The following is a 2,209-nucleotide window of genomic DNA, read 5'->3' on the forward strand; positions in this document are numbered from 1 at the left end:
CCGGTCGTCGTCGTCAGCCAGTGTCGATGAGCGATCCTGCAAAACGGTCGAAGACTAGACGCGGGCGCGTGAGCGAGCCGCGCGCATCCGTTCGTTGGCATCGAGGATCAGCTTGCGGATCCTGATCGACTCAGGAGTCACTTCAACACACTCGTCTTCGCGGGCAAACTCCAACGACTCTTCGAGGGTCAGCTTGCGGGGAGGGGTGAGGTTCTCGAAGGTGTCCGATGAGGCTGCACGCATGTTGGTGAGCTTCTTTTCCTTGGTGATGTTCACGTCCATGTCATCGGCGCGTGAGTTCTCGCCGACGATCATGCCCTGGTATACCTCGGAGGTGGGCTCCACGAAGAAGGATCCGCGTTCCTGCAGGTTGATCATGGCAAACGGGGTAACGACTCCGGCGCGGTCAGCGATCATCGAGCCGTTGGTGCGGTACTCGATGTCCCCGGCCCAGGGCTCGTAGCCCTCGGAGTAGGAAGCGGCGATACCGGCGCCGCGGGTGTCCGTGAGGAACTTGGTACGGAACCCAATCAGGCCACGGGCGGGGACGATGAATTCCATCCGGACCCAACCGGTGCCGTGGTTGGACATGTTGGTCATCCGGCCCTTGCGGGTGGCGAGGATCTGGGTCACTGCGCCCAGGTACTCCTCGGGTACGTCGATGGTCATGTGCTCCATCGGCTCGTGCACCTTGCCGTCGACCATCCGGGTCACAACCTGAGGCTTGCCAACCGTCAGTTCGAACCCTTCACGACGCATCTGCTCGACGAGGATGGCGAGTGCAAGCTCGCCACGTCCCTGTACTTCCCAGGCGTCGGGACGCTCAGTGGCAAGAACCTTCAGGGAAACGTTACCGATCAGTTCACGGTCCAGGCGATCCTTCACCTGGCGCGCGGTCACCTTGGCGCCCTTGACCCGGCCGGCGAGCGGCGAGGTGTTGATACCGATGGTGACCGAGATGGCCGGGTCATCGACGGTGATCAGCGGCAGTGGCTGGGGGTTGTCAATGTCGGTCAGGGTCTCACCGATGGTGATGTCCTCGATACCGGCGACGGCGACGATCTCGCCCGGTCCGGCGGAGTCGGTAGGCACGCGATCGAGGGCGCGGGTGGCCAGCAATTCGGTGATCTTGACGGACTTCAGCTCACCGTTCTGACGGGCCCAGGCGACGGTCTGGCCCTTACGCAGGGTGCCGTTGAAGATCCGCAGCAGGGCGAGACGGCCCAGGAACGGGGAGGCGTCAAGGTTGGTGACGTGCGCCTGCAGCACACCGTCCGGGTTGTACCGGGGCGCTGGGATGTGATCGATGATGGTCTTGAACAGTGGCTCAAGGTTGTCATTCGACGGAACGGTGCCGTCAGCTGGCTGCTCGAGTGAGGCTGCGCCTTCACGGGCTGCCGCGTAAACGACTGGCACGTTGAGAACCGAGTCAAGGTCCAGGTCCGGAACTTCGTCGGCGAGGTCCGAGGCGAGGCCGAGGAGGAGGTCCATTGATTCGCTGACCACTTCATCGATCCGCGAGTCGGGACGGTCGGTCTTGTTGACCAGCAGCACCACTGGGAGCTTCGCGGCGAGGGCCTTACGCAGCACGAAGCGGGTCTGGGGCAGTGGGCCTTCAGAGGCATCCACCAGCAGGACAACGCCGTCGACCATTGACAGACCGCGTTCCACCTCGCCACCGAAATCGGCGTGGCCCGGGGTGTCGATCACGTTGATAGTGATGGTCTCGCCCTTGGCCGAAGGACCGTCGTAGAACACGGTGGTGTTCTTGGCGAGGATGGTGATGCCCTTTTCGCGCTCGAGGTCACCGGAGTCCATGACCCGGTCTGCCACGTCGCCATGGGCTGCGAAGGAATTGGTCTGCCGGAGCATGGCATCAACCAAGGTGGTCTTTCCGTGGTCAACGTGGGCCACGATGGCAACGTTGCGGAGGTCGCTGCGAACAGCTGTGTTGCCTGTGGTTTCAGACATGCGTAATGACTCAATTCAGTAATCTTGAGGGGAATCTAGCGTTATGAGGACGGCGCCTGCTTGTACCAGTCTAAGCTCTCAGGAAAAAATGCCCTAACGCGGGGAGCAATTCGGGTCAAAATCGCAGGTCCCCGGCGTGTCCGGCACGATCAGATCTGCGCCGAAAGGGGACCCCGGGCAGCGACTGACACAATCCGAGGTGGCCTCTGCACGCAGAAACGGCCCGCCCCTATAGGGC

The 2,209-nt window shown here is 62.3% G+C and carries 1 protein-coding gene; it reads right to left on the reverse strand.

All coding sequences use genetic code 11. The annotated features are described in order from the left end of the window. Positions 1–54 precede the first annotated feature (54 nt). Positions 55–1,971, reverse strand: coding sequence for a translational GTPase TypA (gene typA / locus K728_RS0107655; RefSeq protein WP_019481625.1), 1,917 nt, complete (start codon positions 1,969–1,971; stop codon positions 55–57). Between the last annotated feature and the right edge of the window lie 238 nt (positions 1,972–2,209).

The sequence above is a fragment of the Arthrobacter sp. CAL618 genome, from assembly GCF_000468215.1.
In the GTDB taxonomy this organism is placed as follows: domain Bacteria; phylum Actinomycetota; class Actinomycetes; order Actinomycetales; family Micrococcaceae; genus Arthrobacter_D.

Excerpts from the sequence above, each read along its gene's own strand:
- typA (WP_019481625.1), bottom strand. The coding sequence starts at position 1,971 with ATGTCTGAAACCACAGGCAACACAGCTGTTCGCAGCGACCTCCGCAAC.